We start from the raw sequence: 24,209 nt of genomic DNA, 5'->3' as shown, positions 1-24,209 counted from the left end.
ATTATTATAATTAAAAAAGCTCCAACGCCTAACTCTCTGGCTTTGGAGCTTTTTCAATTAACCTATAAAGCAGCAAATTCACTAATCAACTGCTCAAACCGTTTCAAAGCATTGTCTATCGGTTCAGGTTTAGATAAATCTACACCGGTTTTCTTTAACAACTCGAGCGGATAATCGGAGCTTCCGCTCTTCAAAAATTCAAGGTAAGCATTGACGGCTAATTCATCCCCGCTTAATAGCTGTTCAGCAATATGAATGGCAGAAGCAAAGCCGGTTGCGTATTTGTACACATAGAAAGGTCGGTAAAAATGCGGAATCCGTGACCAGCCGTATTTCACTTCCTCATCAAACACCACTTCGTCCCCGTTATATTGCCTAAATAAGGATTCGTAAATTTCACTAAATACATTTGCGTTTAAAGGTTTTCCGCTTTCCGCATATTCATGGGTGATTTTTTCAAATTCGGCGAACATGACCTGTGTAAAGAAAGTGCCTCTAAATTGGTCAATAAAGTGATTGAGCAAGTATTTCCGTATCTCTTGATTTGTTTCTTTTTCTAACAAATAATGAATCAATAGTACTTCGTTCACCGTCGAAGCCACTTCGGCTACAAAAATGCTGTAGCCGGCGGAGATTCTAGGCTGATGCTTGCTGGAATACCAGGAATGCATGGCGTGACCGAATTCGTGAATCATGGTGAACATACTATCCAAATCATCATGTTGGTTTAGCAGCACAAATGGATGTACCCCATAGACACCAAGGTTGTAAGCGCCCGAACGCTTGCCTGGCGTTTCCCGTACATCGATGTAGCGGGCATCTTTAAAGGTTTTCAGAGTATTAACGTAATCCTCTCCCAGGGGTGCCAAAGCTTTTAAAATCGTTTCATACGCTTCTCCATAGGAAATTTCTAATTTTACACCAGGAACCAGAGGAACGTTCAGATCGTACTGGCGCAGCTCCTCCAAGCCAAGCAGTTTTTTTCGAATAGAGCCATATTGATGCAACGGTCCAATATTGGCTTTTGTCGCCGTAATCAGATTTTCATAGACCTCTTTTGGAACCATATCCCCGAACAAACCTTTTTCCAAAGCGGATGGGTAGTTCCGCAAGCGGGCCAACGTCGCATTAGTTTTAACGTTCGCAGACAAAGTCGAGGCAATCGAATTTTTCAATTGCAAATACGGCTGATAATAAGCCTTGTACGCTTCCCTCCGCTTGTCTCGATCCTCATCTTCAATTAACTTTGAGTACATGCCGCGCGTCAGTTCGACTTTCATTCCTTCATCACTCGTCACCTCGCCGAATTTGATATCGGCGTTGTTAAGCATACTGTAGGTGTGACTTGGCGCAGAAAGGGCCTCACCTAAGTTGGATAAGATCTCTTCTTTTTCCTTGGTCAGAACATGTGCTTTATATCGGAAAGCTTCAAAAAGATCTTGTTCAAAGTATTTTAACCGGGGTTCTTGCTCGATATATTCTCTTAATGTGCTTTCCTCTAGACTCAATAAAAATGGCATGAAAAATGATGAAGCTGCGCTTATTTTTACGGAAAGCTGCTTGGCACGGTCAACGAGCGATTGCGCCAAGGCATCGCGGGTGTCTACATCGGCCTGGAGCATGCCGTATACATAGACAAGATTTAATTTACTGGAAACTTCCTCTTTTTCGGATAGATAATCATAAAGCGACTCTCCATTGTGAATCGCACCGTCATATTTTTTCAATTCAGCAGTCTTTTTTTCAATCCAGAGATAATCATTTTCCCAGTCTTCAAGATTTTTATAAAGGTCCTTGAAATTCCATTTTTCTTTTTCCGGCACCTCAACCCTTGACTTATAGGTAATGGTCATGTGAATCCCCCTAGCAATTGTAAGTTACTTAATTTTACCATTTAATTGAATGCTGTTATAATCAAAACAAAAAAATTCCCGCGGGTGAGTTTATGAAAAAAAAATACTCGAATCTCGATGATGTGAAAAACAACAAGTCATTTAAAGATATGATGAAGTGGAACAAAGAAAGAAGAAGCAAGGTAAAGGATTTAACGATTAATATTCCACAATGCCAGGATAAACAGTTTGAAAAAATTAAAGAAAACCGGAGCCGAACTTCTTATACCTGGATTGGCCACTCCACCTTTTTGATTCAAATGAATGGGATTAATATATTAACCGATCCAGTTTGGGCAAAGCGGATGGGCTTTCAAAAAAGATTAACTGAGCCCGGGATTCCACTCGAGGATCTTCCTGAGATTGATGTAATCGTTATTTCTCATGGCCATTACGATCATTTGGATTTTCCAACCATCAAAAAGTTAAAGGGGAACCCTCAATTTTTTGTTCCAATTGGTTTAAAGCCGCTTTTTAACCGGAAAGGGTATCAAAAGGTCAGCGAAATGGGCTGGTGGGAAAGTGCTGAAATCAGAGGAATCCAAATTCATTTTGTCCCCGCCCAGCACTGGACAAGAAGGACTTTGACGGACATGAATACATCCCATTGGGGAGGGTTTATTTTTCAAAATCAAAAAGAAACGCTGTATTTTGTCGGAGATACAGGATATTTTGCCGGATTTAAACAAATCGCCGAACGTTTTAATAACATTGATACTGTGTTTATGCCAATTGGTGCTTATGAGCCGGAATGGTTCATGAAGGTTTCGCATATTTCGCCGGAAGATAGTGTTAAAGCCTTCTTAGAATTAAACGCGAAAGAATTTGTCCCAATGCATTATGGAGCCTACCGCATCGCGGACGACACAGGACCCGAAGCCCTCGAAAGGCTTTATCGTGAATGGGAAAAGCAACAACTGCCGAATAAACTGTTAAAGGTTTTGACAATCGGTGAAACAGTGATGAAAAAATAATAATATCTTAAAAAAAAGGTACATCACTTGATATTGTGTGTACCTTCCTTTAATTAATTTATTTTTTTATTGTTTTATAAATCACTGTTTAATCATATGTAAGGTTTCCTGTTCATTTATTATTTTCCACGACCTTGTCGAAAATGTTTTCACTTTTCGTAGGAGACTCTATCTGGCCTTTCCCCATTATTTTCATTAATGCTTCCTGTGTAAGAGGTTGTGCATGTGGCATTAGTTCAAATCCGAATTCGCCATCCGTTTCAATCGTTCCGATTTTTACATCAGAAATATAAGAAATTCCTTTTTGTCGCATCCGCATTTCTAATTGCCCTTGGGTAATACGAAGTTTTTTTAAACTTTCCATTATGATTTTTCCATCAACAATGACCAAGGTCGCTTCGCCAATTGCATAACGTTCAATAAAACTCGATTTCATCTGCAACTTTTGAAAAATAAATAAAAATATACCGAAGAAAATCAGAATAATGATTACCTGATAAAATTTATTTTCCTTAATAGCATGCCCCATGGTGGTCCCGGTTGCCAAAATGACAACCGACTCCAAATTGGTCATTCTCGCAACCGATTTTTTCCCGACAAATCTTAATATAACGATACTTGTAATTAATAAAATGGTTGCCTCATAAATAAAGTAGAATTTCAACAGTACCACACCAAACATAGCTTATTTACGGTTATTTTATCCCAAGTTCATTGGAAATCATCCACTAATTTCTCTCTCAAATTTGCCTGTTATAATAGGAGAATTAAGGAGTGGTTCCAATGAAGTTCATTAAACACCTTATTATTTTTGTCTTAGTCATAGGCCTTGGCTTATCAGCCTGGATTTATTACCCCAAATATCAAATTCACAATATAAAAAAACAGACTGTGGAAGTTAGTGCAACTGTCCATAAAATCACTTATCTTGATTATTTTCGAAACATGAAAAAAGATGAAATTAATCACCTGGCAATTGGCGACTCTGTCATACGCGGTGTAGGTGCGGGACAAAATGAAGATCTTGTCAATCAATTTTCGAACAAGCTAGGCAGCCAGATTCAGAAGAACATTCAATTTCAAAATGAAGGTATTAACGGGGTTACGAGCGGCGGGTTAAGGGAATTGGTTCTCGAAGGCCGGTTTGATGAAGAAATGAAGAAAGCCGACATCATTACCATCAATGTCGGCGGAAATGATGTACTGAGGGCTGCTAAGGGGCAGAACCTGCAAAATGTATTTCAATCGTTTGGTGAGCTACAAACCTCTTTTACAAAAAACTTAACTGACATTGCATCAAGTATAAAATCGGTGAATCCGAATGCCACCATTATATTTTTGGAATTATATAATCCGTTATCACCGTCCGACAAACTGTATTCTCTTGCAGATCAATTGTTGCCAAAATGGAATCTTAAGTTATATGAGACTGCCAATCAGTATTCGCCATCCCTAGTAATCGAAACCACTAAGGTAATAAACGGGGAGAGACCGGAAAATTTATCACCGGATGGTGTGCATCCTAATTCGAACGGTTATTCTGCTATATCAGAGCTAATGATTTATCAATTTAAGCATCAGTATCGAATCGATTCTGTATAAAACGAAGGAGCCTTGTGGGCCCCTTTGTTTTTTATATTTTTCTAACCGGCATACTATGTACCGGTTTTCCCGAAGTATTCTTTTTCAATATCCTCGAATTCTTTTTCTAATTCACTTATGGACCATTCATATAGATGTTTTTCATTGATTTTAAAGATACCTAATTTAATTAGCTCTTCAATTAGAAATTGTCTTTTTTCCTGAACAGTTTCGTTAAGAAGATGTTCCATTAAAAGCTCCCCCAATCTCTAAGCTAATAACAATTTCACTCACCTTCCATTGCCATTATAAAAAGTCCAATTCATGGAATTTGTCGAAAAAGCAGATTTTTACCGATTTGTTATCGTTATTTAATAAACTAGTGTGATAGTCACGAATATTTTTAATGAAATTGTAAAAAATTAGGCGTTTAAAAAATACTTTTTTATGAATACAATAAAGCCAGAATAAATAAATTTATTCCGGCTCTTTAGAATTATTCATTTTTCCGCCTTTGCAGTTCAGCCAATATGGCCGGGTATTCTTTGTCAATTCTAAAAAACAGCATTAGGATAATCTGGATAACAGCTAATGCGAGCGGTATTTGAATATTAACTGCTTTGATCATTTCAATAGCCAAAGCTGGCTGCTCGGCAGCCCCGCCTACATATCCGCCAATCCCAAGCAGCCATCCGACTACTGCAAGACCAAGCCCTGTACCAAACTTCATTCCAAAGCTAGCAGCACTATTGACCAGTCCTTCTGTCCGTAAACCGGTTTTGTACTCGCCGTATTCCACGGTGTCGTTGACCATCGCCAACAGCAACCCAAGCGTTGGCATGACTCCCAAGCCCGCTAACGCTGTCCCAACTAAAAAAACAGGTAAATTATTAGGGTCAGCCCATTTTATTATTTGCCCCACAATCGCTACCAGTGAACCAATTATGGCCACGTTCCTTTTCCCGAACCTAGCAACTAAAGGGCCGATGAAAAATAACCCCAAAATCATTGGTGCCGTTAACGTAAGGCCAATGATAGGAAATTTATTGATATCACCTATAACCCACTGCGCGTAGTATAGCCCTGCGCCTTGTACCAGACAGATGGTGGTGTAAAAGGTGACGCAAAAAAGCGTAATGATGATCCAGTATTTATTTCGTAAGATGGCCTTAAAGCCAGCTGAAAAGGGAATTTTGTCTATTTGTGATGTTGAAGATTCAATTCTTTCTTTGACAAATCGGAAGGTAATGTAAAGGGCAATAATTGATAACAATCCATAGAAACCAGCAAGTCCTGTCCATCCGATGAAAGCCGTCAACGGTTGGGTAAAGGTCATGACAATTAAGGTTCCAATCATGGTGAAAATCGTAGAGTAAATGTTTGATAAGGAACGGCTATGCTGATGCTGTGTCATGACGCCGAGCAATGTTTTGTACGGGATGGAAGCAGCGGTGTATAGGAGGATGAACAAAATGTATGTGATGTAGGCATAAATGATTTTGCCTGTATGATCGAGGTCTGGGACTGAAAATAACAATACAATTGAGACACCGAGTGGAACAGACATCCAAAGCAACCATGGCCTGGCTTTTCCATGTTTAGATCTCGTCATATCAACTATGGAACCCATTCCGATATCAGTAATTCCATCAAACAATCTTGCAATCAGCATCAAGGTTCCGACAATCGCACCAGCAATACCGACTACATCCGTGTAATAAAAGGTTAAAAATGAACTAATCAGTGTATTGACAGAGAAAATCCCAAAACTTCCGACTCCATATGCCCACATTTCTTTTTTTCTTGGTTTCTCTAAATCGTGCTTTTGTTCAATCCATGGCCCCTCAATAATTGTTTGCCTCAACAAAATCCCTCACTTCAAATTGGAATTGTTTAATGAGATAAGTTATCGAATGTATGCGCTTACATAATATGAGACAAACCGGGGGATTAGACTATGCTCATAGTAAAAACTTATTAAATGGAGACCCCCAAAAAAAGCAACGGACTAATCCATTGCTTTTTTGGGGTCCCATATTTTTATTTTGCCGCTGCCTTTGCCGCCTCCAAAGCAGCTTCATAATTCGGATGGTTGGTCACTTCAGAAAGATACTCTACATACGTAACAATATTTTCAGCATTTACTACGAAAACAGCGCGGCTGTTTAAACGAAGTTCCTTTATATACGTTCCATAAGCTGTACTGAATGACATTTCAAAATGATCAGACAATGTCTGGACGCCGCTGATACCGGCAGCCCCGCACCACCTGCTTTGGGCAAACGGAAGGTCGGCGCTGATGGTCAATACCACAACATTGTCGCCCAATTCAGACGCCGCTTCATTAAAGCGCCTCGTCTGCTGGTCGCAAACTCCCGTATCAAGTGAAGGTACCACACTGATCAGCCGGACCTTTCCATTTGAATCAGCAAGAGTAACAGGCGAGCGGTCATTTGCCAAAACCGTAAAGTCAGGTGCTTGATCACCTACTTTAATTTCTGGGCCAAGCAAGGTTACAGGATTACCCGCCAATGTTGCGGTTCGAGTCTGTTCTTGAATCATTTCTTGTTCTCCCCCTTTAACACACTACACATCTATCTATAAATCAGCTGCCACGATAAGTGCTATAGCCGCCCGGTGCCACTAACAGTGGAACATGATAATGGGAACTCGTGTCAGCAATTCCAAACCTAATCGGAACTTTATCTAAAAAAGGCGTTTCACCAACTCCCACACTTTGTTCCCGAAAGTAATCCGCTACATAAAAGACTAATTCATATTCCCCTGATTCTACCTGTCCTTCAGCAAGCAACGGGGCATCCACCCTGCCATCGCTGTTTGTAGAAACTGTCTTTATAAGTGACCGCTCAGGTCCTAACCGCCAAAGTTCTATTTTTAAATTTTTTGCTGGAAGGCCCTTGGATATATCAAGGACATGTGTGGTTAATTTTCCACTCATGCTTCTACACTTTCTGTTGGAAATTCTAAGCCTTCATTTACAAGATCTTGGCGGTTAACGACAAATCCCTGGAAGCCGTATGGAGGTCTTGGTTCTGTGAACACCGCACCCTCCGAATCCGGAATCTCCACAATTGTTTCCCATGTACGGTTATTTGATAAAAATTGAACTTCAGCAAGCTGTGGGAAACGCTGTAATACACGGCAGCCAACTCGATAAATTAAATCTTGGATTGATAAGGTTTCAGCTTCATGGAAGACAGATGCTGCAATATCACGGACTTGTTCAGCAGGTACATAAACAGCAGGATTATCAGAAACAGCATCCTCTTTATCATTATAGCGGTAGAAAATATCAAGATAGATATAAAGCGGACGGTCCTTAGCTTCTGGAAGAGTTGTGTACTCATCTTGGATGAAGCCATAGAAGGAGCTGCCGGTTACCTTAATTAAGTGAAGATTTTTAATGCCGCTCTCTTGCTTCACAAGCTGATTACCTTGTTCAGTCCGTGCAACTTTGACAGTTGTTGTAATTAATTCATTTCTTGAGTGACGATAAACTAACGGGCTTGCCTCCAGTCCATTTTGTCCTGCCACTTGGACTGTTTCAAAAGGAACTTCATCTGCGGTGATTTCTACGGATGTTATGTGTGAATACGTATTAAGGAAGCGATTACAAACAAATTTTAAAAATCCTTCAAAGGTTGGTCCATGATACTGCGCTGCTTGACGAAGAATGAAATTTTTCATGGAATCCGTAGCGACGACACAGCTGTTATCGGCTTTTGTGAAAGAGTGAAGGAAGTCTCCCTCAAGGGCAATTTTGGCATTCATTCCAAAAATAACATTGTTGCGGCCAGTAAAATTGGACTCCGGAATTGTCTTGATTCCTTCTAGCGGGGTTTGATACGTACGAAAAACAAAAACATCACCTTTACCATAATAGCAAACTCTCTCTTGTGAACTCATTTAAATTCCTCCCTAAAATTTTATTATTTTAACCCTGAATCGCCGAAGTGCTGCTCCTGCGTTTCAAGATATAGGAACCAAAAATGATACAAACTTTAAGCCGTCAAGTCTTTTACTTGATGATAAAATTCTCTAGGCGGAAGAAGGCGATTTTATAAATCTGGGTGAGTGCTTCCTGCAGTTCCTCTGCCGGATCATTATTCACCCGTTCCTTCATATTGCCTCGAATCGTGTCTTTCGTTTGTCCTTTTACTGCCATGATGAATGGGAATTGAAATTTTGATGTGTATTCATTGTTGAGGGATAAAAATTCTTCATGTTCTTCTTTGGTGAGCTGATCTAGGCCTGCACTTGCCTGTTCCTTGACTGAGGCGTCGGCCATTTGAACCCTTGCCGCGAGATCTGGATGCGCCCTTAACAAGGCGAGCTTTTCTTCCATTTTTGATTCCTTTACCGTTTCCACCATCGCTTGATGAAGATCACCGACAGACTGGAATGGACGGTTCAACCAGGCCCGTTCTGCAACCCATGGCGAATGTTCAAACACCCAGCCAAGAACTTCTGTGAACGCCGGCTGATCTAAACTATTAAGCGTTTCCAGCTTCATAGTCATTCTGCTTCCTTCCTTTCTTCTCTATAACCCTTCCAAAAAGACTTGTGTAAATTACTCTCACACCTTGCTATTGGATTAACTTTATTTTACCTTCGATAATGGGGGAGGTCATTAGCCATAAGTGACAAATATCACGCTAATGGAGTGTGCTTTGTGCACACTGAATTATAAACGATCTTCCCCAACCAATTAAAATAAACGAATTGTGCGCAATGCACATCATAAAGTAAACTACTATTAAACAACTAAAAAAGGAGGGAACGTTTCCATTGAAGTTGACTTTAGCAGAAGCATTAACAATTCCACTACTTCAGCAATGTGAAATGATAGCTGGTAACCAAGGGCTTGGCCGGTCCATTATGTCAGTAAATAGTTTTGATGCACCAGATGTGATGAGATGGTTAAAGACTGGGGATTTAGTATTAACAACGGGATATATTTTTTTAAATAATGAACAAGCGTTAACTAATTTAGTGTATGATTTGGCAGAAAGAAATTGTGCCGGATTAGGGATAAAAACTGCTCACTTTCCAAACTCCCTGCCTCAAGATATGATCCTGGCCGCGAACAAGATGGCATTTCCTATTTTTAGAATCCCTAACGAATTATCAATTGCCGACCTAATCCAAACCATATTGCGTGAATTACTAACACAACAAACGAAAACTGGAACAAACCTTCAAAAGTTAGCCGTTAATGACAGTCATGATTTTTCAACTTATTCCGTGCTTCAGCATATTCCAAAAGAAATTCTTAAAGAATACTATTCTGCCTTTTTATCACCATTAATTTCTCACGATCAAGAAAATCATACGGATTTTTTAAATACCCTCGAAGTTTATCTTAATTGCGGCGCAAAGACAACCGAGGCCGCGCAAACAATCGGCGTTCATCGAAACACCATCCACCAGCGAATCGGCAAAATAAAAGAACTTCTCGGTAGTGACCTTGACAATGGTAAAACAAATTTCAGATTACAATTAGCTATTAAGATGTTTCATTTAAATAAATATTAAAAAGGGCCCAACTAGGGCCCTTTAATTAAATATTAATAATGAGTTGACCTGATCTGTGATTCCGAATAACCAGGCAACATTCCCAGCAATCTAGCAATTCGCATCGCCAGCAGCAGGCGAAATTGAACCTGATTATCTGTTAAATCCAATCCCAATAATTCCTCAATCCGTACAATCCTGAATTTTACGGTGTTTCTGTGGACAAAAAGGCGATTAGCCGTGTCTAACAGTTTCCCGCCGCATTCCAAATAGGCTTCTAAAGTAAACAGCATATTGGATCCGTTTTCCTGATCATACTCTAAAAGAGATTCCAGGATACTTTGAAAATAATTTTTCAAGGCATGTTCCGGTAATTGCTGCAGTAATCCCTCTGGTGCATAGTTCCTATATTCAAAAACGGTATCCTTTACTTCCTTTGAAAGTTTTTTCCCTAACGAAATGGCCTCCACTGCCTCCTTATAGCTTCGTCCAACCGTCCCCAGCCCGGCACAAGGTAAACCAACACCTATCTGGACCTGGTGTTTAGGAAATTTTATATGTATTTGATTTGCCAAGAAATTGGCTGATTTTCTCGCAAGATTCGCTAACTCATGTGACTTATTCGCCGTTACCGATACCAGCACCGCAAATCCCTGTGGAAGAGGAATACTAATTAATCTAGCATTTGCCTTCTTCTCCGCCGCACTGACTAGTTGGGAAAAAACAGAGTGAATCATTTTCTGTTCCTCACCACTTAAATATAAAAGGACAAAGTGGTTATCATGCCTTATGTTAAGCTCATCAGCAATCAAACGGACCATCTCTTCTTCCGTTTTTTCTCCCGTCAGCAATATTTTAAAAGCCTCATCCTTATCACATGATTGCCGTTGTTCATCTTGAAGAATCTCTTTTGTAATGGATAAAAGAGAATCAGACAAGACATTTTCATAGGGGAGCTCGATCAAAGGCAGACCTAAGCGATCTGCCTCCTCAAGCATACAAGCAGGAATTTCCGTCAAATAACGTTTTACTTTAATGGCCAAGCCCGCGCAGTTACGTTTGGCCAGGTCATTGAGCAATTTTATTTGAGTCGCTTGATGATCTTTAAAGACATAACCGGTTGTCAGGAGCAAATCACCCTGTTTTAACCAAGAGGTATCTGGCTCATCCATGATACTGACAGAACGAATGTTGCGGTTTAACCCACGGATCCCTGCCACTACACGACATCCGGGAATCAGCCTTGTCTTTAAAATATCAGATACTGTAAATGCCATTGCTCAACGCCTCCATTCAAAAGAATAGTTTTAATGGGACTCCTTTGCAGCAGCCATTTCTGCATTTTCAATCCCATGACCGGCATGACTTGCCTTCGATGATGTACCATTTAAAATCATATTCAAGACAACCAGGACAAGTGAACCCATTACTACCCCGTTCCCTAACAGTAAGCGGGCAGTACTCGGTAAATCAACGAAAGCACCAGGGACCCCTTTAATCGCTAAGCCAATTCCTACTCCTACAGCAACAATGAGTTGATTAGCTGGAGAAGCCAAATCTTCCTTCGCAATTATTTTCAGGGCCGCGGAAATCAACATCCCAAACATTGGAACCATGGCCCCTCCAAGCACAGCTGGAGGAATCATCGTTGTTAAAGCACCGACCTTTGGCACAAGCCCCAGCACAATCAGGATACCGCCAGCGGCAGTCAATACCCTTAAATTGGTTACCTTTGTCAAAAGAACAAGACCGACGTTTTGCGAGAAGGTCGAATGGTTAAAGGAATTGAGGAATCCGCTGATAAATCCTCCAAGACCTTCAGCACGCAATCCCCGTTTAATATCATCTGATTTAATGTCTCTTCCTGTGATATCACCAAGAGCGAAAAATACACCAATACTTTCAATTGCAATAATAAAGGTGATAATGGTCATCGTAATGATTGATGAAGTATCGAATGTTGGTACACCGAAATAAAATGGCTGAGGCACATTAAACCATTTTGCTTCTAAAAAGACGTTAAAATTAACCATTCCGAAAAAGCTTGCAACAATCGTACCGATTACCATCGCTAAAAGAATGGAGATAACTTTAATAAATCCCTTAAACATGGTGTTGAATAATAAAAAGCATAATAACGTAAAAAGTGCTATCAGCAAGTGCTTTGGATCACCAAACGTTTTAGAGCCCGCCCCGCCTGCAGCATTGTTCATAGCTACTGGCATCAACGAAATACCGATAATTAGAATAACCGAACCAGATACGATTGGAGGGAAAAACCTTACCAGTTTCCCTATGAACGGCGCACACAGGGCCACGAGCAATCCTGCTACAATAACGGCCCCAAAAACCCCCGTTATCCCATGAATTTTCCCTATCGCAATGGCCGGTTCAACATTAATGAAGGAAACTGCCATAAGAGCCGGCAATTTGATCCCGATATGCTTCCCGCCCATAACCTGGAGCAAGGTTGCAATGCCACATGCCAATAAGTCAAAGGAAATTAGATATACAAGTTGTGCCTGTGTCAGACCTAATGCACCAGCAACAATAATTGGTACTGCCACTGCTCCGCCATACATAACGGCAATATGCTGGAATCCTAATGCCAGCGTTTTCCCTGTTCCTAATCTTTCCATCTATATTCCTCCCAAATTCCAAAAAGTTTATTGGTGGTGAAGCCGCTTCTGTTCATTCATGAAGAGTTAGAGTGGTGTTGGCAAAAAACGCCTATTCTGAATATGAATAATATTCAGATAATTTTCTTCATACAGGGATGAATGTGTCTATATAGAAGCTAGTTCTATTGTGGGATGGTTTCAGTGTTTTCTTGTGGCAATATTTCTCCATTTCGATAAACAATTGATCCTTTTACGATGGTGATTCTATTTTTCCCCCTAAACGTTTTTCCAATATAGGGAGAATGGGCATGGCGGTAAAAAAGGTCATCTGCTTTCAACGTAAAGGATTCATTTAAACTAATCAATGCCAAATCGGCATCGCTTCCCTCGGCTACTGCCCCTTTTTGCGGGTAGAGGCCAAATCGTTTCGCAGGGTTGGTGGCCATGGAGGCTGCAATCTTTTGCAAGGATATGTTTCTTTTCCAATATCCTTCTTCCAATAGAACGGATAAACTAGTCTGCGCACCGCTTATTCCCCCCCATGCTGCAAACATATTGCCGTCTTTCGAACTCTTCATTTCCGGCGGGGCAGGAGAATGGTCAGAGCCAATTACATCAATCTCACCGTTCGCAAGCGCTTTCCATAATGCCTCTACTTCTTCTGAGCTCCTTAATGGCGGTGCGCATTTTGCGATTGGTCCCAGCCTCGCGAAATCATCATTAGTAAGTGATAAATAATGCGGGCATGTTTCAACTGTTACATCAATTCCCTTTTTCTTCGCTTCTGTTATTAATTCCACGACTTTACTGCTGCTTGCATGAACAATGTGGACCTTGCATCCGGTCAATTCAGCATAGGATAACAGCCTTCTGACAGCCTCCATTTCCGATATAATCGGACGGGATTCGCAGTAATCCAGGGCCGAAAGCTTTCCTTCTTTAATCTTACCTGCAGCTAGTAACTCCGTCATAACAGTGCTTTCTGCATGGACAGCCAAGATCGATCCAAGTCTTGCGATTTCACCCATTCCTGCCATTAGCGTGGCATCATCCGAATGATGAAATTCGTCAATTCCGCTTGGTGACATAAAGGCTTTAAATCCAATTACACCGAATTGAATCAGTTCCTCGAGCAATTGTACATTTTCCGGAACGAGGCCTCCCCAGAGCCGGAAATCTGTGACAGATTTCTTAATCGCTTGCTCCTGCTTTAATCGGAAACCGTAAGCATCAATCGTTGGAGGGTTGCTGTTCAATGGCATATCAAAATATGTTGTCACTCCTCCCGCCGCAAGACTTTTACTTCCGGTCAAGATGCCCTCCCAGTCCGTTCTTCCAGGTTCATTAAAATGGACATGAGTGTCAATTAATCCAGGAAAAATGTGAAGACCGTTCGCATCTATTTCCTCTTTAGCTTTCCCTTCTATCGGAATATCTCTTGTTATTTTAATTATTTTTCCATTCTTGATCCCAATTTCACCTGTAAAACATTCTTCAGGACCAACAACCATTCCATTACGGATAATTAGATCATATAATAGCATAATAGACTAATAACCCTTCCTCTCTAAACCAAGGTCCGCATAGTGAAAACGCTGCCATTAATATTAATTCTTTGTTAAACCATTAATTCCTCCCGTATTTTCTTATAAATTTAGAAAAGTTCTTATTAAAGAACCTTTTTATTTCATCCTCTCCCGAAAATGTATGAATACGGGAGAGGAATCATTCCCAATAAAATAGATGGATTTAGAGCCGTGCCCATGCTTGGATTAAGGTTCGTTTCGACTGTGCAATAATCGCATCGGAATCCTCATTTCCAACCGGTTTTACCTCAAATGCGACCACATTTCTAGACCCTTCCCCGATGTAACCTATTTCTAATAGCATTCTTAAATATTCCGTTAATTCCTCGACGTCATTCTCACTTCCCGGGTAGCCGAATCGAGGATGCTGATCACCATAGGCAGGATCATTTTTATCCTTAATATAGCAATTTCCGATATGAGCGTGATTAATATAATCACGGGCAATGGTTAAGGCATCCTTTGAGGTTTCCCGCTGCATCGGAAGATGGCTCAAATCCAGCATTAAGCCAAAGCTTGGGTCTACTTTTCTTACTTCCTTCGCAATTTCAACCGCCAAATGATTTGGTCCAATTAGGCATTTTTTATCGGTTTCATCATCAAAGGTTTCTAATGAGAGTACTAGATTACCCTTCTGTCTAGCATACTGGGATAATTCAATTATCGATTCAGTAAGCAATTGGAGGGCTCTATCCATATCCTGATCTGGTTTAGGACCGCTTAAGAATCCTAATTTCGAAGCATTTAACTCATAGGCTTGATCAATCCCGGCCTTGACAAGATCAATTGCCGCCTTCCGTTTTTCCGGGTCAAACGAGTTCAAATCGCCTTTATTGCTAAGCAGGATCGGCTGGGCACCAAAACCAACGGCCATCCGCCCGGATTTCAATAAGGAAGCAACCTTTTGTCTTTCTGCAGGATCATTGACCCTTGTCACTTCAATTCCTGAAAAAAAGTCATCCGTGACGATTTTCCGAACTGTGTCTGAAATTTCCCCCTCACCCTTCATGGCTTCTGGATAGGCCATAAAGTGAACAATACCAACCTGCATAAAATGTTGAAGATCTGTTTTCATATGCAATACCGGAATAAATCCGGAACTTCCCCCTTCCCCAAAGGAAAAAAGAGTCCACTGCTCTTTTTTCCTTTTTTAATAGATTGATTATTTGTTAGAATATTCAAAGCCAGTTAAGCTACCGTTATTGGAGAACCCGCAAACTGCCGTTGGGTCGACAACCACTTCAATCAAATATGGTTTGCCGCTGTCCACCGCTCGCTGCAATGCTGGTTTAATGTCATCATAGTGGGTAACAAGTTCCCCGCGGACGCCCATTCCGGCAGCGGTTTTCACAAAATCAATACCGCGCTCTTCATTGTCGCAGAGTTCATTTTTGTAAATCAGGTCTGTAGAGATATCGCGCTCATCATAAAACCAATTTTGTTGCTGGCGAATCAATCCAAGTAATGAATTATTCATAACGAATACGATTACCGGAATATCATGCTTAGCGGCAGTGGCAAGATCCTGCAGGGACATTCCTAGACTTCCGTCGCCAAGAATATTGACGCTTTGGCGCTCTGGGAAGGCAAGCTTCGCTGCCATAGCAGCCCCTAATCCCCAACCCATCGTACCTGCACCACCTGTTAATAAATAGCTGCGTGGAACATAAGTTTCAAACAACTGACAGGACCAAATTTGGCTGATTCCGCAGTCATGCGATGCAAAAGCATCACGGTCTAAGAATTCGCGAAGCTCTTTCAGGGCGCGTTCCGGACGAATCGGAAGTGTATCATAATCTTGTTTACGGGCATACTTCTTTCTTTCCTCAGTTAAATCAAGCTTCTTAATGCCTGGCTCAACCGCTGCCGCGATGCCCACATCCAAAGATTTATAAACCTCAGTTAAGCCCGCCATAAAGGATTTCACATCGGAAACGATTCCAAGCTCCGTCTGTACGGTTTTGCCAAGTTCTTTAGGATCCAGGTTAATGTGGATAATTTTTGCATCGCGCTTAAAAATATCCACTGCGCCGGTGCTGCGGTCTGCAAAACGGCCGCCTAAATTAATGATTAGATCCGAATTTAAGATGGTCATATTTCCGTATGGTGTATCTAGCATTGTACCCATTCTTCCGGCAAACAGCGGATGATCGTTCGGGAAAGTATCCATGCCCATACCAGTTGTAACTACAGGGATTTGCAAGGTTTCTGCCAGTTCCTTTAACTCTTCCGTGGCATTTGCAAGGTTTACTCCGCCTCCGGAAATTAGAACAGGTTTTTTGGCATCCTTTAATAGGTTTAGAACTTCATAGAGTTCCTCCTTTGATGCAGAAGGCAGTACCTCTGGTTCATCCACAAACTCATCCCAATCAACTTCAAGTTCAACCTTTTGCGTATTGATAGGAAGGTCAATTAAGACCGGACCCTTTCTTCCGGTTGTTGCAGTGGTCCATGCTTCATGAATCATTTTTGCTGCGTCTTTGCCGTCCGTTAATTGGTAGACTGCTTTACAGACCGGCTTCGCCATTTCACAAATTGGTGCTTCCTGGAACTGCATTGTTCCAATAAGTGTAGATTTTTGCTGTCCTGTAAATGCAATCATTGGGATGGAATCCATCCATGCTCCATATAGTCCAGTCAGGAAGTTTGTTCCCCCAGGACCAGAAGTGGCCGCACATACACCAACCTTGCCAGTTGCCCGAGAATAGCCATCTGCCATGAACGCTGCGGTTTGCTCGTGGCGGACAACATAAGATTTTATGTTTGTCTTCTCACGAATCGCATCATACAATGGAAGAATCGCAGCCCCTGGTACACCATATAATTGTTCCACGCCTTTTCGAACTAGATAAGCTGCAATTGCTTCAGCAGCGGTCATTTTTTGTTTTGCCATGTTAATCCCCCAGTTCACTGTCTATTTTTTTAAATATTTCCGTAATCGTGTTTTTCTGACCTACATTCCCTGGAAACACAATATAAGTTGTATTTTTCATTCTCGCTTCTTCACCTGTGAGTAAAACAGGAACCCCTGCAGCAGCCTGGCCGAGTATTTTAGCCTTCTTGATTCCTAAACCGCTCGTGGCAATATCACTGGAGGTGATTCCCCCTTTTGCCATAATAAATTTTGGTTTTACCGTTAAGGAGTGGACTAATTCTACTAGAGCTTGGGAGATGATTTGACTATACTGTAAATTCTCCTCCTTGCTTACCGCTTTGATGACAGTTCTGCTTGTATAAAGGACTGTATTGTCACCATTTTTAATGGAGGCTTCTAGTAATTGGGCGGCCCTTTGGATTTCGTCTTTTCTTTGGTCCTTTTCTAAAATCATTTCCACATTCAATTCAATTGGTCTTATATGAACCTCCGAAACTAAGTCGGAAAGCTGCTCTGTGGTCAATTTAGTATGGGAGCCTACTACCAGTAATCCGCCAAAATTCTTACCGTCAGATCCTCGAGCCATTTCCTTTGCTTCAAGATATGGTTTATGAGAAAACCCACCTAATGACTTTACTAAGGAGGCGGCGGTCCTAAACAGGAAGTGCTTCCCTCCTTCAATGGCCTTTAACAGCGCCAGAGAAACGACATCCAAATCCTGATAATTGATGGCGTTCACCACAATTGGCACATTGCCGGAAGCTTTATCTAAAATTGAAAAAACTTGATCGACACCGCCGCAGCGAATATCTTCAATGGAAATGGATAATACCTGGTCCGAAGTAAACTGTCCTTCCGATTTCTCCTGTACATAATCCGGCAGATAAGCCGTTGAGTAGCCAAATACTGCATCCTTGGCGAATTCTGTATTGTTCACCGGAACTAGATTTTGATTGACCAAAAGATAATGAGTATTATCGACAGTATATCGATTCCCTTCGAAAAAGGCTGGTATGATAAGGTGCCCATCAATGTTCCAGTCCAGCTTTTCGGTCAGTGCTTTTTCCAAAACGGAAATTTCTAATGGATAATGGCCGCGTAAAGTTGAGTCGCTCCGGCTGATGATCGTGAAGGATACATTCAATTCCTTTGACACCACCGCTAAGTTTTCAATAATTTCCGTATTGATTCTGGCGGCTTTTTCCGGCTCATAGCTTCTTGTATTCGTTAAAATATAGAGAACTTGTGTATCCTCCTCGAGGCCTTTACGAATCCAGCGTTTATCCCAATCTGTGATAACGAAAACATCATGGACTGTCTGGACTCCAGTTGGGTCATCATCTAGAACAATTAGCTTATGATTTAATTCTTTAAGCTTGGAAAAGATGGTTTTCCTTAACGGGGTTTCCCCCTGTAAGGTGGAAGAATTGCTGATTATTTCTTGAAAGATCATATCGGTTTTGGTTGTCAAGGCCGACGCCACCTCCTAGGTCTATTTGATTAATGCTGAATCGACCAGTTTTTCCGCAGTTGCAGTAATGCGCGCCGCTCTTAGTTCAAAGAAATCCAAAAGCTCATGCATTTTACCGGATACTCCGAAGCGGTCCTGTGTGCCAATCCGTTTTAATGGCACTGGGCAATGTTCGGAAAGTACCTCCGCCACAGCGCTTCCTAATCCACCGATTATGGAATGCTCTTCTATTGTTACGACCCTCTTTGTCTTAGCAGCAGAGGTCGCAATCGCTTCAACATCAATTGGTTTAATGGTGTGGATGTGCAGGACATCTGCTTGAATCCCTTTTTTGCCAAGCGCTTCGGCTGCCTTAAAAGTTTCATCAAGCATGATTCCTGTACTGATTAAAGTGACATCGTTCCCGTCACGGTATTTTATTGCTTTTCCGATTTGGAAACGGTCTTCTTTTTTCGTGACAATTGGAACAGGCAGCTTCCCAACCCGTAAGTAAACCGGACCTTCATGGTAATATGCTGCTTCTACCGCCTTTTCCATTTCCAGGGAATCAGCTGGAACAATCACCGTCATTCTTGGTAAGGACCGCATAAGCGAAATATCTTCAAGCGGCAGGTGTGTCGCTCCTTCCTGTGCAGCCGATGTTCCGGCATTGTGGCCGACAATTTTCACATTATTGTTCGAGTAGCATACTGAAATCCGCATTTGGTCATAGGCACGGCCTGTTAAAAAGTTGGCGTAAGCATTGGCAAAGGGGATTTTCCCACCAATGGCCAATCCAGCTGCCGTCCCGACTAAGTCGCATTCAGATATCCCGACATTAAAGAATCGGTTTGGAAATTGATCCTTGAAAAAATTTGTCATATTGGATTTAGCACAGTCTGCATCAAGTACAACCAAATCTTCATGTTGATGTCCAAGTCTTATTAATGCTTCGCTAAAGCCTTCGCGTGGTGCTTTTTGTACTGCCATTTAAACCAACTCCTTTAGTGCCAATTCTAGTTCCTCATCATTTGGAGCTAACCCGTGCCACTTGTGGGTATTCTCCATAAATGAGATTCCTTTTCCCTTCACCGTGTGCGCCAGAATGGCCGTCGGCTTTCCTTTCACCGTCTTCGCCTGTTCGAACGCTGAATGGACGTCTTCAAGGTTATGACCGTCAATTTCGATCACATGCCAGCCGAATGCTTCCCACTTGGCTTTGAAATCCTTCATGCCTTTTATGTTTTCTACGTAATCATCCAGTTGGATTTTGTTCCAGTCGATAATCGCGCAAACATTATCCAAATTAAAGTGGGCTGTTGTCATTGCTGCTTCCCAAACTTGCCCTTCCTGTGACTCTCCATCACCAATCATCACGTAGGCTCTTCTTGGCTTGCCATCAAGTTTGGCAGCCATTGCTACTCCGTTCGCTAATGACAGCCCCTGCCCTAGTGAACCAGATGATGCATCGACCCCTGGGATATGCTCACCGCATGGGTGGCCATGAAGGCGGCCGTCCACATCTCGGAAGGTCATCAGTTCTTCAACTGGGAAGAACCCTTTTTCGGCCAAAACCGAATAATAAACTGGTGTACAGTGCCCCTTGGATAAGAAGAATACATCCCTTTCCTCCCAATCAGGCTCATTTGGGTCGACATTCATATGTTCAAAAAATAAATCTGTTAATAATTCGGTTGCTGATAAAGATCCACCTGGATGCCCACTACCCGCATGATGGGTCATTTTGACAATATGACGGCGGATTGTTTTCGTTAATTCCTGTAAATATTCTTTACGGTTAGATTCAAGCTGCATTATTCCTTCCTCCTTTGTTGCTTATTATGAAACACAGTTTCTTTTAATGTGCAAAAAAATAATTATGCCATCTTTTTTGGACCACTCTTCCTGTTCGTTGCTTATTAGGAAACGCCGTTTCAGTTAATACTTAAAAAAAAGAGCAATTAATTATTTTAACACATCTCAACTTAACGTTGCTTATTATGAAACCGCGTTTCTAATATGTTTTATTTAAAGAAATCATAACATCGCTTTCAAATGTTTTCAATAACCTTTTTATGAATTTTCTAATTATTTTTTCGACAAAAAATGTCATGTTTCTCGCAAAACCATGTCTTCTCACGTTTATTTAAAAAGACATGCTCGCCTGGAGTCATGTCTTTATTTCACTTATTCTCCTTTATACCCAAGGCGTCTTGAAATCGATGAACCGACTTCAATTAACTTGTCCTTTAGTTCATCCAGCCTAGCTTCCGTCATTCTCATGGAAGGACCGGAAATACTTACGGCACCAATCACATTTCCAAGATGATTAAAGATTGGCGCAGCCATACAAGTAACACCGGGTTCATTTTCTTCCCGCTCTACTCCATAGCCCTTTTTACGGATTTTTTCCAGAATATCCAATAATTCGTCTTGGTCCGTTATCGTGTTGTCTGTGTGTTTTGGCAGCCCTTTTTCCTCGATCATATCCATGACCTCTTCAGTCGGCAAATATGCCAATAAAACTTTCCCAGCACTGGTGCAATGCATAGGAACACGTCTGCCAACCTGCGAGTGCATTCGCAATGTTTCACTGCCCTCTAATTTTTCAATATAGACCGCTTCTTTTTGTGAATAAATGATTAAATGAATCACTTCATTTGATAGATCTACCAATTCTTGCAAAAATGGCTTTGCTTCTTTTCGGATATCAATGGAATCTAACAGCTTGGCGCTCAATTCCAAATATTTATAACCTAATTTATACTTCTTCGTATCTGGGTCCTGTTCAATGTAGCCGTGGGAGGCAAGGGTGGCTAAAATCCGAAATATAGAACTTTTATTTAATCCTAATTTTTCGGCCAGCTCCGTTACACCTAAACCGCCCTTCTGTGAACTGACATAGTTAACAATGGTTAAGGCTCTATCAATTGATTGTACCATGTTCCGACCCCTCTATCTTTGCTATTAATATTTATAAGGAGAATCAAATGCTGTACTTTTCATAGAATCTATTCTGTTCTCATTATATCACTATATTTTTAAACGAAGAAAGGATATTCTCAAATGAAGAATACCCTTTCAATATCCCTATTATTGTTGAGTTAATAAATCATATAAAGCTAATGTGACAATTTTGGTCGATTTTAACAGATCATCCACCTTAATATGCTCGTCAGCACGATGTCCATTAGCCTCAAGGAGTGTACGCGGACCGGCTCCAAAGAGGACGACAGGAATGCCTGCTTCATAAAAATGACGGGCATCCGTATATAATGGCACTCCGTTCACCGGCAGTTCTCCACCCATAATTGTTGTCCAGTTAGTAGAAATTGATTGTACTAAAGGAGAATCAACTGGGACCGGCCCGAAAGCGCGCGCCAGCAGAATTTGATTGATGTATGCCTCCACCCCTGCATAGCTTTCCAGTGCTTCAGCGATGACGTTACGAATTTCAAGCTCAGCAACCTGAGGATTTTCCTCTGGAATAAGCCGTCTGTCAATGCGGATGGTCGCCTCATCTGGTACCACGTTTGTATTAATGCCGCCAGAAATTAACCCTACTACTAGATTAGGAGAATCGATTCCAGAGACATTTGATTTAATTTTTGAAAAACCTTTTCTGTATTCGTATAATGCACTTAATACGCCGGTCATGGCTTCAAGGGCATCGTGGCCATATTGCGGTTCAGCAGCATGGGCAGATTTCCCCTTCAATTTTACCTCCAGATGAAGACAGCCGTTATGGGCATTCACCAACGAATAAGTGAATCCTGGGCAAATTGCCATATCCGGGTTAATTAGTCCTTTATCAAGCAGCCATTTTGGCCCAATGTCACCGCCAGTTTCTTCATCGAAAGTGAACGCAAGAGAAATTTTGCCCTTTAGGTTAGCCTGCAGCTTTCTTAAAGCTAGAACAGCAAATGTATAGGAAGCAATGTCCGATTTTGACACAGCAACGCCGCGGCCATACATTTTTCCATCGACCACGTTACCGCCATACGGATCTTGGGTCCAGCCAAGTCCCGGTGGCACTACGTCGCCATGAGAATTTAGGGTAATTTCAGGACCTTCGCCGCTTCCGAACGTGGAGTATGCGACCACATTGGATGCTCTAATCATTCCAACTGCCTTCACTTTTTCTTCTTCTACTTCATTAAGTGATACGTTTTCCAATCCAAAGCCATCGAGGCGCTTATAGATATGTTCAGCAATTGCTTGGCAATCTCCTGGGGGATTATCAGAAGGGATTGAAACAAGCTCTTGCAAAAACTTAATTAGTTCAGCCTGGTTTTCCTCAATATAATTGATTAATTGCTGCTTCTCTGCACTTAATGTGTTTGTTTTCAATTTACTTTCTCCTTTTCCATATTTGAATTTTTAACTGTTAATTGGATCACAGTATCCAGCAAGACTTTGGCACCCATTTCAATGTCTTTTACGGCTGCGAATTCAGCAGGGTTATGGCTGATTCCTTCTTTGCAGCGGACGAATATCATTCCTACCTTTGTAAGATCTGCCATCGCCATGGCGTCATGACCTGCTCCGCTTATTAAAGAAATGGTCCTCATCCCATTTGAGAGAATAGACGATTCAATGGCAGCGATAATGTTTGCGTCACATAGTGTAGGATCGGTTTCCATTATTTTTTCAACCTGGAAAGAGAGATTGCGTTTCTGGCAGATGGTGTTCGCGGCATGAAGAATTTCGTCAATCACCCTTGATTTTCGGACTGCATCGGTATCACGAATATCAAGCGTTCCTGTCACTTCCCCTGGGATGACATTGCTTGCCCCCGGATTTACCTGAAGCTTTCCGACAGTTGCGACAATCGGCGCGTTTTCTTTAGCTAATTTTTCTATTGCTAAAATGATTTCTGCCGCTCCAGAAAGAGCATCCCTGCGAAGGTCGAGGGGCACGGTTCCCGCATGACCAGCAAAACCGGTAACTTTAAAAGAAAACCTGGAGGCACCGGCTATTCCGGTTACCACTCCACATGGAAGGCCTTCTTTTTCTAGTACAGGACCTTGTTCAATATGAAGTTCTATGTAACCAAGAACATCATTTGCATGTCTTGCCGCTGATTTGTATTGATACGGTTCTAAGCCCAATTCCTCAAGAGAACTTGCCAGGGTGATACCTGTTTCATCTGTAAGCTCTAATGTTTGTGGAGAAAAGGTTCCGGCGATGGCTTTGCTTCCAAGGAAGGTGGAGTGAAATCTGACCCCCTCTTCATCGCTAAAGCCGATGACCTCGATTGGGTGGTCCAGCCGTGTGTCATTTTCATAAAGTACCTGAACAATTTCGATTCCGGCAATAACACCTAACATCCCGTCATATTTTCCACCGTTAATAACGGTATCAAGATGGGAACCAATCATTAACGCTGGTGCGTTTGGTTTTGCACCTTCGTAGCGGCCAATTATATTATTGAGATTGTCGACACGAACCTTCATGCCGGCATCACTCATCCATTTTTTCACCAAATCTTGGCCTCTTTGAAACTCTTTTGTAAATGATAGTCTCGTTACCCCATTTTTTGTTTCAGAGATTTCAGCTAATTCCTCCAGCCTTTGTGATATTCTTTGGCCACAAATCTGTCCTTTTTTTATCTCCAAACAAATCACCCCTTGTCTGGTTAATTTTCGTTGCTTATTACAAAACCTCGTTTCATATTGTTCGTGATTTTATTTTA

22 protein-coding genes are annotated in these 24,209 nt (G+C 41.5%); 3 read left to right on the top strand and 19 right to left on the bottom strand.

The genetic code is table 11. The annotated features are described in order from the left end of the window. Positions 1-62: 62 nt before the first annotated feature. Positions 63-1,853: an oligoendopeptidase F gene (gene pepF, locus ACZ5B7_RS13175; RefSeq protein WP_464494085.1), complete on the bottom strand. Its 1,791-nt coding sequence runs from the start codon at positions 1,851-1,853 to the stop codon at positions 63-65. Positions 1,854-1,945: 92 nt separating this feature from the next. On the opposite strand from pepF, the gene ACZ5B7_RS13170 reads away from it, so the two are divergent. Continuing rightward, positions 1,946-2,866 (top strand): MBL fold metallo-hydrolase, encoded by a 921-nt coding sequence (locus ACZ5B7_RS13170; RefSeq protein ID WP_464494084.1) that lies wholly within the window; start codon positions 1,946-1,948, stop codon positions 2,864-2,866. A gap of 112 nt (positions 2,867-2,978) precedes the next feature. On the opposite strand, the gene ACZ5B7_RS13165 is transcribed toward ACZ5B7_RS13170, so the two are convergent. Then, positions 2,979-3,530, bottom strand: a complete 552-nt coding sequence (locus tag ACZ5B7_RS13165; RefSeq protein WP_464494083.1) for a DUF421 domain-containing protein — start codon at positions 3,528-3,530, stop codon at positions 2,979-2,981. 119 nt (positions 3,531-3,649) lie between these two features. Here ACZ5B7_RS13165 and ACZ5B7_RS13160 point away from each other — a divergent pair, with 119 nt between their 5' ends. Further along, positions 3,650-4,468 (top strand): GDSL-type esterase/lipase family protein, encoded by an 819-nt coding sequence (locus tag ACZ5B7_RS13160; protein WP_464494082.1) that lies wholly within the window; start codon positions 3,650-3,652, stop codon positions 4,466-4,468. Positions 4,469-4,521: 53 nt separating this feature from the next. Here the strand turns inward: ACZ5B7_RS13160 and ACZ5B7_RS13155 are convergent, their stop codons facing one another. From ACZ5B7_RS13155 to uraD, 6 genes are all read right to left on the bottom strand, one after another. After that, positions 4,522-4,698 (bottom strand): Fur-regulated basic protein FbpA, encoded by a 177-nt coding sequence (locus tag ACZ5B7_RS13155; RefSeq protein ID WP_423802222.1) that lies wholly within the window; start codon positions 4,696-4,698, stop codon positions 4,522-4,524. Positions 4,699-4,943: 245 nt separating this feature from the next. Then, entirely contained in the window at positions 4,944-6,311 is a 1,368-nt protein-coding gene (locus ACZ5B7_RS13150; protein WP_464494081.1) for an MFS transporter, read from the bottom strand. A 176-nt stretch (positions 6,312-6,487) separates the two neighbouring features. Continuing rightward, complete coding sequence (tpx, locus tag ACZ5B7_RS13145; RefSeq protein WP_423802220.1) at positions 6,488-7,009, bottom strand: thiol peroxidase; 522 nt, start codon at positions 7,007-7,009, stop codon at positions 6,488-6,490. Positions 7,010-7,052: 43 nt separating this feature from the next. Next, the gene (gene uraH, locus ACZ5B7_RS13140; protein ID WP_464494080.1) at positions 7,053-7,406 is read right to left on the bottom strand and encodes a hydroxyisourate hydrolase; all 354 of its coding nucleotides are present in this window, start codon (positions 7,404-7,406) and stop codon (positions 7,053-7,055) included. Beyond that, entirely contained in the window at positions 7,403-8,374 is a 972-nt protein-coding gene (pucL, locus tag ACZ5B7_RS13135; RefSeq protein WP_464494079.1) for a factor-independent urate hydroxylase, read from the bottom strand. Before pucL ends, uraH begins: the two co-directional genes overlap by 4 nt. A 112-nt stretch (positions 8,375-8,486) precedes the next feature. Continuing rightward, positions 8,487-8,987, bottom strand: coding sequence for a 2-oxo-4-hydroxy-4-carboxy-5-ureidoimidazoline decarboxylase (uraD, locus tag ACZ5B7_RS13130; protein WP_423802217.1), 501 nt, complete (start codon positions 8,985-8,987; stop codon positions 8,487-8,489). Between the two features lie 269 nt (positions 8,988-9,256). Between uraD and ACZ5B7_RS13125 the strand changes: the two genes are divergently transcribed. Beyond that, positions 9,257-10,003: a PucR family transcriptional regulator gene (locus tag ACZ5B7_RS13125; RefSeq protein WP_464494078.1), complete on the top strand. Its 747-nt coding sequence runs from the start codon at positions 9,257-9,259 to the stop codon at positions 10,001-10,003. Positions 10,004-10,035: 32 nt separating this feature from the next. On the opposite strand, the gene ACZ5B7_RS13120 is transcribed toward ACZ5B7_RS13125, so the two are convergent. The 11 genes from ACZ5B7_RS13120 to ACZ5B7_RS13070 all read right to left on the bottom strand — a co-directional run bounded on the left by ACZ5B7_RS13120 (position 10,036) and on the right by ACZ5B7_RS13070 (position 24,132). Then, a complete protein-coding gene (locus tag ACZ5B7_RS13120; protein WP_464494077.1) occupies positions 10,036-11,259 on the bottom strand; it encodes a PucR family transcriptional regulator in 1,224 nt (407 codons plus the stop codon). Between the two features lie 30 nt (positions 11,260-11,289). After that, on the bottom strand, positions 11,290-12,621 hold the full coding sequence (locus ACZ5B7_RS13115; protein WP_464494076.1) for a nucleobase:cation symporter-2 family protein: 1,332 nt from the start codon (positions 12,619-12,621) through the stop codon (positions 11,290-11,292). A 164-nt stretch (positions 12,622-12,785) separates the two neighbouring features. Beyond that, positions 12,786-14,147 (bottom strand): allantoinase, encoded by a 1,362-nt coding sequence (locus ACZ5B7_RS13110; protein WP_464494075.1) that lies wholly within the window; start codon positions 14,145-14,147, stop codon positions 12,786-12,788. A gap of 205 nt (positions 14,148-14,352) precedes the next feature. After that, positions 14,353-15,264 (bottom strand): sugar phosphate isomerase/epimerase family protein, encoded by a 912-nt coding sequence (locus ACZ5B7_RS13105; protein ID WP_464494074.1) that lies wholly within the window; start codon positions 15,262-15,264, stop codon positions 14,353-14,355. An 87-nt stretch (positions 15,265-15,351) separates the two neighbouring features. Next, positions 15,352-17,082, bottom strand: a complete 1,731-nt coding sequence (locus ACZ5B7_RS13100) for a thiamine pyrophosphate-binding protein (RefSeq protein WP_464494073.1) — start codon at positions 17,080-17,082, stop codon at positions 15,352-15,354. 1 nt (position 17,083) lies between these two features. Then, a complete protein-coding gene (locus ACZ5B7_RS13095; protein ID WP_464494072.1) occupies positions 17,084-18,535 on the bottom strand; it encodes a four-carbon acid sugar kinase family protein in 1,452 nt (483 codons plus the stop codon). A gap of 21 nt (positions 18,536-18,556) precedes the next feature. Beyond that, positions 18,557-19,504, bottom strand: a complete 948-nt coding sequence (locus tag ACZ5B7_RS13090; protein ID WP_213140216.1) for a transketolase family protein — start codon at positions 19,502-19,504, stop codon at positions 18,557-18,559. Beyond that, positions 19,505-20,329, bottom strand: coding sequence for a transketolase (locus ACZ5B7_RS13085; protein WP_464494071.1), 825 nt, complete (start codon positions 20,327-20,329; stop codon positions 19,505-19,507). It abuts the gene before it with no gap. Positions 20,330-20,701: 372 nt separating this feature from the next. Continuing rightward, positions 20,702-21,457, bottom strand: coding sequence for an IclR family transcriptional regulator (locus tag ACZ5B7_RS13080; protein WP_213140218.1), 756 nt, complete (start codon positions 21,455-21,457; stop codon positions 20,702-20,704). Between the two features lie 150 nt (positions 21,458-21,607). Beyond that, entirely contained in the window at positions 21,608-22,864 is a 1,257-nt protein-coding gene (locus ACZ5B7_RS13075) for an ArgE/DapE family deacylase (protein WP_464494070.1), read from the bottom strand. After that, on the bottom strand, positions 22,861-24,132 hold the full coding sequence (locus ACZ5B7_RS13070) for an allantoate amidohydrolase (RefSeq protein ID WP_464494069.1): 1,272 nt from the start codon (positions 24,130-24,132) through the stop codon (positions 22,861-22,863). The genes ACZ5B7_RS13075 and ACZ5B7_RS13070 overlap by 4 nt, the downstream gene beginning before the upstream one ends. Positions 24,133-24,209 lie beyond the last annotated feature (77 nt).

It is taken from the genome of Neobacillus sp. S1115 (assembly GCF_055385565.1).
Note: the sequence above shows the minus strand (reverse complement) of the source record. Positions and strands in the feature narration are given on the sequence as shown.

Coding starts and splice junctions, on each gene's coding strand:
- ACZ5B7_RS13105 (WP_464494074.1), bottom strand. CDS start 15,264: ATGAAAACAGATCTTCAACATTTTATGCAGGTTGGTATTGTTCACTTT.
- ACZ5B7_RS13080 (WP_213140218.1), bottom strand. CDS start 21,457: ATGGTACAATCAATTGATAGAGCCTTAACCATTGTTAACTATGTCAGT.
- ACZ5B7_RS13085 (WP_464494071.1), bottom strand. CDS start 20,329: ATGCAGCTTGAATCTAACCGTAAAGAATATTTACAGGAATTAACGAAA.
- uraH (WP_464494080.1), bottom strand. CDS start 7,406: ATGAGTGGAAAATTAACCACACATGTCCTTGATATATCCAAGGGCCTT.
- ACZ5B7_RS13170 (WP_464494084.1), top strand. CDS start 1,946: ATGAAAAAAAAATACTCGAATCTCGATGATGTGAAAAACAACAAGTCA.
- ACZ5B7_RS13110 (WP_464494075.1), bottom strand. CDS start 14,147: ATGCTATTATATGATCTAATTATCCGTAATGGAATGGTTGTTGGTCCT.
- pucL (WP_464494079.1), bottom strand. CDS start 8,374: ATGAGTTCACAAGAGAGAGTTTGCTATTATGGTAAAGGTGATGTTTTT.
- ACZ5B7_RS13155 (WP_423802222.1), bottom strand. CDS start 4,698: ATGGAACATCTTCTTAACGAAACTGTTCAGGAAAAAAGACAATTTCTA.
- ACZ5B7_RS13090 (WP_213140216.1), bottom strand. CDS start 19,504: ATGGCAGTACAAAAAGCACCACGCGAAGGCTTTAGCGAAGCATTAATA.
- ACZ5B7_RS13160 (WP_464494082.1), top strand. CDS start 3,650: ATGAAGTTCATTAAACACCTTATTATTTTTGTCTTAGTCATAGGCCTT.
- ACZ5B7_RS13100 (WP_464494073.1), bottom strand. CDS start 17,082: ATGGCAAAACAAAAAATGACCGCTGCTGAAGCAATTGCAGCTTATCTA.
- ACZ5B7_RS13115 (WP_464494076.1), bottom strand. CDS start 12,621: ATGGAAAGATTAGGAACAGGGAAAACGCTGGCATTAGGATTCCAGCAT.
- uraD (WP_423802217.1), bottom strand. CDS start 8,987: ATGACTATGAAGCTGGAAACGCTTAATAGTTTAGATCAGCCGGCGTTC.
- ACZ5B7_RS13120 (WP_464494077.1), bottom strand. CDS start 11,259: ATGGCATTTACAGTATCTGATATTTTAAAGACAAGGCTGATTCCCGGA.
- pepF (WP_464494085.1), bottom strand. CDS start 1,853: ATGACCATTACCTATAAGTCAAGGGTTGAGGTGCCGGAAAAAGAAAAA.
- tpx (WP_423802220.1), bottom strand. CDS start 7,009: ATGATTCAAGAACAGACTCGAACCGCAACATTGGCGGGTAATCCTGTA.